This is a genomic window from Mesorhizobium sp. M7A.F.Ca.ET.027.03.2.1 (assembly GCF_003999175.1).
Classification (GTDB): domain Bacteria; phylum Pseudomonadota; class Alphaproteobacteria; order Rhizobiales; family Rhizobiaceae; genus Mesorhizobium.
Genome location: NZ_RZOM01000340.1, coordinates 1 through 5,553 on the forward strand (window position 1 = coordinate 1; position 5,553 = coordinate 5,553).

At 63.0% G+C, this 5,553-nt stretch carries 5 protein-coding genes; 3 read left to right on the forward strand and 2 right to left on the reverse strand.

Translation table 11 applies throughout. The annotated features are described in order from the left end of the window. The 3 genes from EN750_RS16420 to EN750_RS16430 all read left to right on the forward strand — a co-directional run. A partial coding sequence (locus tag EN750_RS16420; protein WP_189526246.1) for a polyprenyl synthetase family protein occupies positions 1 to 426 on the forward strand: 426 nt, incomplete at its 5' end. A 161-nt stretch (positions 427 to 587) separates the two neighbouring features. After that, positions 588 to 1,394: a class I SAM-dependent methyltransferase gene (locus tag EN750_RS16425; protein WP_127397031.1), complete on the forward strand. Its 807-nt coding sequence runs from the start codon at positions 588 to 590 to the stop codon at positions 1,392 to 1,394. A 114-nt stretch (positions 1,395 to 1,508) separates the two neighbouring features. Then, positions 1,509 to 3,848 (forward strand): response regulator, encoded by a 2,340-nt coding sequence (locus tag EN750_RS16430; protein ID WP_127397032.1) that lies wholly within the window; start codon positions 1,509 to 1,511, stop codon positions 3,846 to 3,848. Between the two features lie 16 nt (positions 3,849 to 3,864). On the opposite strand, the gene EN750_RS16435 is transcribed toward EN750_RS16430, so the two are convergent. Beyond that, entirely contained in the window at positions 3,865 to 4,614 is a 750-nt protein-coding gene (locus EN750_RS16435) for a class I SAM-dependent methyltransferase (protein ID WP_127397033.1), read from the reverse strand. A gap of 47 nt (positions 4,615 to 4,661) precedes the next feature. Then, positions 4,662 to 5,553: Stf0 family sulfotransferase (locus EN750_RS16440; RefSeq protein ID WP_245482722.1), on the reverse strand; the 892-nt coding region annotated here is incomplete at its 5' end.

Sequence of the window (5,553 nt, forward strand, 5' to 3'; positions counted from 1 at the left end):
GTCGGCGGCCAGAAGCTCGACCTCGAAGCCGAACAGACGCCGCCGGACGAGGCCGGCATCATCCGGCTGCAGGCGATGAAGACCGGCGCTCTGATCCGTTTCGCCTGCGAGGCAGGTGCCCTCATCGCCGGCGCCCCGGCCGATGACCGCGAGCGGCTGGCCGAATTCGGCTCGGCGATCGGTCTTGCCTTCCAGCTTGCCGACGACCTGCTCGATTTGACCGCCGATGCCAGCCAGATGGGCAAGGCAACCGGCAAGGACGCCGCCGCCGGCAAGGCGACGCTGGTGGCCTTGCATGGTCCGAATTGGGCGCGCAGCCAGTTGCACGGCCTTGTCGCACAGGCGCATGCGCTGCTTGAGCCCTATGGCGACGATGCCCAATTGCTGAAAGAAGCGGCGACGTTCGTGGCGACCCGCACCAGTTGAGGTTGGCGCCAACCGAGATATCGAGCTGACTAAAGTTCGCTCATCCTCCGCCGGCCAATTCAGAAATAGAACTTGAGCGGAAGCCTGCCGAGGCAGAGGATCGACATCGCTTTGCCATCCGCACGGCACGCACGCGGTGCGGGTAGAGTTGGAGGGGTGCCATGTCGACCACCGACAAGCTGTTCAGCGGTTCCATTGCCGAGGTCTACGACCGGGCGATGGTGCCGCTGATCTTCGAGCCGTATGCACGGGATCTGGCAGAGCGGGTGTCGAAGCTCGGGCCGCAATCGGTGCTCGAAGTGGCGGCGGGCACCGGTGTGGTGACACGTGCGATGGCAGCAAAGTTGCCGGCGCAAGCCCGCATCGTGGTCACCGACCTCAACCAGCCCATGCTCGACCACGCACGCACGCGGATGGCGGACGATCCTCGGATCACCTGGCGGCAGGCCGACGCCCAGGCGCTGCCCTTCGAGGACGCAGAGTTCGACGCCGTGGTTTGCCAGTTTGGCGCGATGTTCTTCCCCGATCGGGTGGGCGCCTACGGCCAAGCGCGGCGGGTGATGCGGCCGGGCGGGCACTTCCTGTTCAACGTCTGGAGTGCCATCGAAGACAACGAGTTCGCCGAGGAAGTGACGCGGGCGCTCGGCCATTTTTTCCCGGCCGATCCGCCGCGCTTCATGGCGAGGACGCCGCACGGCTATCACGATGCGGACGTCATCCGCGCCGACCTTCATGCCGCCGACTTCGGTAACATCACCATAGAGCCGCTGGATGCCGTCAGCGCCGCTTCGTCGCCATATGAGGCGGCCACGGCCTATTGCCAGGGCACACCCCTGCGGGCTGAGATCGAGGCGCGCGGCGGCTCGCTGGAGGAGGCGACGCGATACGTGGCGAATGCCCTTGGGAAACGGTTCGGGGAAGGTCCGGTGCGTGGCCGCATCCGCGCCCTCGTCGTGGAAGCGGCCTAGGCGTGCTGTCCATCCGGCGGTTCGCATGGCCTGCCTGCCCGCACGAACGAAATTTTAATGTAAATGAAGCGTAATCCCGGCCATTAAAATGGTGCGTATGTGTTGGGGTTGCGCATGCCTGAATATTCGTCCTTCATCCGGTCGGTCCGGATCCGCTATATTTCAGGGTTGCTGATCTTCGCGCTGGCTTCCGCCGGCATCGTGATTGCGCTTGACCGCGTCAATTCCTTTCGCCGCGACATCGATGCGCTGAGCAGCAACCTCGTCATCTTCACCCGCGACCTGCGCAACGCGACCAGCTTCGCCGAGACCACCGGCACCGCCTGGCGGGCGGAGACACGCGATGCCCTGACCACATCGGCGCGCGGCCATTCGGAGCGCCTGACCGGCGAGATCGAGACGCTGACCGCCCAGCTTGCGGCGATCAAGCCACGGCTGTCGATCAAGACCGTCAACGAACTCCAGTCCGCTTCCGTCAACGGCGATCTGTTCTGGTCGCCGCGCGACATGGTGCGCAATTTCAACCTGATGTCGATGGCGCAAAAGGTCGACGAGTGGAGCTATCGCGAAATCCGCAACCAGAACGACCTGTTCGCCCAGCCGATGCTGGTCCGCGTCCGCACCGCCATGGATGATGAGCGCCACCTGGCCGATGCCTCAAGCGACAGGCTGCTGCTGTGGGCGAGCGGCATCCTGTTCGCGGCACTTGCCATCGTCGCCTTCTGGATCTTCCGCCCGATGGAAGTGGCAATCCGCCGCGCCTTTGCCGAATCCGCGGAATCCCTGTTCAAGGCCGAGGCCGCCGACCGCGCCAAATCCGAATTCCTGGCCAATATGAGCCACGAAATCCGCACGCCGATGAACGGTGTGCTCGGCATGGCCGAACTGCTGGCCAAGACCGATCTGACCCCGCGCCAGAAGACCTTCACCGACGTCATCGTCAAATCCGGCAACGCGCTGCTCACCATCATCAACGACATCCTCGATTTCTCCAAGATCAATGCCGGGCAACTCACTCTCGACCCTGCTCCCTTCCGCCTTTCCGAGGCGGTCGAGGATGTGGCGACGCTGGTCTCGGCGCGCGTCGCCGAAAAGAACCTTGAACTGATCGTGCGTGTCGACCCGCGCCTGCCGGCCCATGTCGTCGGCGACGCCGGCCGGTTCCGGCAGATCATCACCAACCTGCTCGGCAATGCCGTGAAGTTCACCGAAAAGGGTCATGTGCTGATCGATGTCGGCGGCGAAATCGTCAACGACGTGGTCCAACTCAAGATCCGCGTCGAGGACACCGGCATCGGCATACCGGCCGAGAAACTGCAGAACGTGTTCGAAAAATTCGCGCAGGTGGACGGCTCGTCCACCCGCCGTCATGAAGGCACGGGGCTTGGCTTGGCCATCGCCGCCCGCCTCGTCGACCTGATGGCAGGCAAGATCGGCGTCGAAAGCGAGATCGGCCGCGGCTCGGTGTTCTGGTTCGCGGTGCCGCTGCCCGCGCATCAGGCCGCGGCGCGCGACGAGATCGTGCCGGTCGACGTCACCGGCGCGCGCGTGCTGGTCATCGATGACAATCCGGTCAACCGCGAAATCCTGCTCGAGCAGCTCAGAAGCTGGAGCTTCGATTGCGCCGCCGCCGAAAGCGGCGCGGTTGGGCTGGCCTTCCTCGACCGCGCCTTTCAGTTGGGCGCCGCTGTCGACTGCATCATCCTCGACTACCAGATGCCGGGAATGAACGGCGCCGACGTCGCCAGAGCCATTGCTTCCGACAGCCGCCTGTCGGCCATCCCGATCGTTATCCTGACCTCGGTCGACCAGGTCGATTTCGGTAAGATGATCATCGACTTCGGCATTGCCGCGCATCTGACCAAACCGGCGCGCTCCGCGGTGCTGCTCGGCACCGTCATCTCGGTGATTCAGAAGGCCCGTTCGCAGGTCGGCAAGGCGCGGTTCGTCCGTGAACCGATTGTGCAGGCTTCCCTGGCAGCGCCGCCCGCCTTCACTGTCATCCGCGGCCCGGCAATGCCGGTCACGGCAGCGCCGGAATTGACAACCGCGCCGAACGGACCGATCGACATCCTCATTGCCGAGGACAATGACGTGAACCAGTTGGTCTTCGGCCAGATCCTCAATGGGTTGGGCTTGAGCTACCGCATCGCCGGCAATGGCCGCACGGCGGTCGAAATGTACCGGGCGCTGCGCCCCAAGCTGATCCTGATGGACGTTTCGATGCCCGAAATGAACGGCTATGAGGCGACCCGCGCCATCCGGGCGATGGAGGTCTCGACGGGCGCCCACATCCCGATCATCGGCGTCACCGCGCACGCGCTGAAGGGCGATCGCGACAAGTGCATCGAATCTGGCATGGACGACTATCTGCCGAAGCCCGTTTCGCCCGACCGCCTGGGCACCAAGATCGGCACATGGCTCAGCGAGACGGTGGTGGCCAAGACGGCGTAAAAGCCGGCCCTATTGGTCAGGCCGATCGGCGCAACCGGCCGATCGGGATGATTTCCGGCGAGGTCACGCCATAAGGCGTGCCCTGCCAGTCACCCAGCCACTGCTCGACCAACAGGCCAGCCTCGTCCAGCATCCGCGCAAGATCTTCCTTCTTGGGGAACGCGATCTTGGATTCGGCGCCCAGAACAGGTCTACCGCCCGGAATGTCATAGAAGGTCGAGTAGGTGACGATGCCGGTAGCGGCATCGTGTCCGGCATCATACCAGGCTTTGACCGTGCCGAGGTCGGGATGCGTAACCGCCCGTTCGGAGCGCTGCGGCGTCCATTCCAGCCATTCCTCCTCGGCGGGATTTCGTGTGTCGAAAATGAAGAGCCCGCCAGGAGCGAGATGCTCAGTGATGGTGCCCAGCACCGCCATCTGATCCTCGCCTGTCAAGAAAACCTGGAACGCATGCCCGGTGAGCAGGACCAGATCGAAACGCCGCCCGAGCCGAACAGTACGCGCGTCAGCCTCGACCCAGTCGACCCTGTCGCCGCCGGCCCTGCGCCGCGCGACGTCGAGCATCGCCGATGCCGGGTCAACGCCAGTGACACTATGCCCATCGGCAAGTTCGGCAGCCAGTTGGCCAGTGCCACAGCCGAGATCGAGGACCGAGCCGCGATTTACGGCAAGACCGATACAGTATTCAAAATCGGCGCGGCCGCTTTGGTTCTCAATATCATAGAACTGGACGAAGTCAGGATCGTTGTAGATAGGGTCGGTCATAGTTCTCCGCCTATACTCCAAATTTCCAGCTGCGGCCCATCAATGCGTCAGGCCGCCGCGTCCAGGCGATAGCGACGCATCCAGTCGAGGCTTGTCGCGTCAGCGAGCTTTGCAACGCCGGGGCTTATATCTTCGGCGTCTGGTGCTCGGACATCCAAAACTTCACAGATGCCTAGCAACGTCGCCGCCGGATTGCTCGAAAGGCGCTCGTAGCCAACCCGAAGCGGGGTTATGCCTTGCTCAGCGAACCAAATGTTCCATGCCGCATCATAGGTCTCGAGTTCCGTGACCTCTCGTTTGATCCGCTCGAAATCATATTGGGGCTCTTTCGGCGGTGCGACCCTTTCGATCTCGGTGCCGTCGGGAGCGATATGCCAAAGACCGGTCTGCTCCGCCTTGATCAGGGAGACAGCCTGCGCGAGCTTGTTCTCCCGCGAGAGGTGTATGTAGAGGACGCGGCCAAAGGCCTTTTCAAGACGCGCTCTGTCAGACGGCAGTTTTGGAAAAATCCGGTCGAGGGTTGCCGAGAGTTCATCCAGATTTTCGCGCATTAAGCGAAGGCCGAAGAGGCCGGTCCCACCCTTGCCCGCAGCCATCGCCGCGTTGAGATAGGCGACATTGAAGTCGAGCTCACTCATCGTGTCGCGATCGGGCAGCTTCCACTCTTCAGCCCACTCCAGCACATCCTGCCGCCGATAGAATGAGTGCGGATCGCCAGTCGTCTTCGTGGATGCCAGAAGCTTGCACAGCAGCGTGCTTCCGGTCCTCGGCGTGCCGCAGATGATGTATCCATCGAACATGTTGAGACCCATGCTGCTCGTCAAAGACAGGGCCGCCGCCCAGTAAGGATGGCGGCCGCTATAGCTGAAATCTTTGCTGGATGCGACGTCACGGCTATCGCTTTTAAATGCCTCTCTCGGACAAACACCATGCCTGCAG

What these genes read in the sequence shown, in the direction of transcription:
- EN750_RS16425 (WP_127397031.1), top strand. Translation starts at nt 588, where the DNA reads ATGTCGACCACCGACAAGCTGTTCAGCGGTTCCATTGCCGAGGTCTAC.
- EN750_RS16430 (WP_127397032.1), top strand. Translation starts at nt 1,509, where the DNA reads ATGCCTGAATATTCGTCCTTCATCCGGTCGGTCCGGATCCGCTATATT.
- EN750_RS16435 (WP_127397033.1), bottom strand. Translation starts at nt 4,614, where the DNA reads ATGACCGACCCTATCTACAACGATCCTGACTTCGTCCAGTTCTATGAT.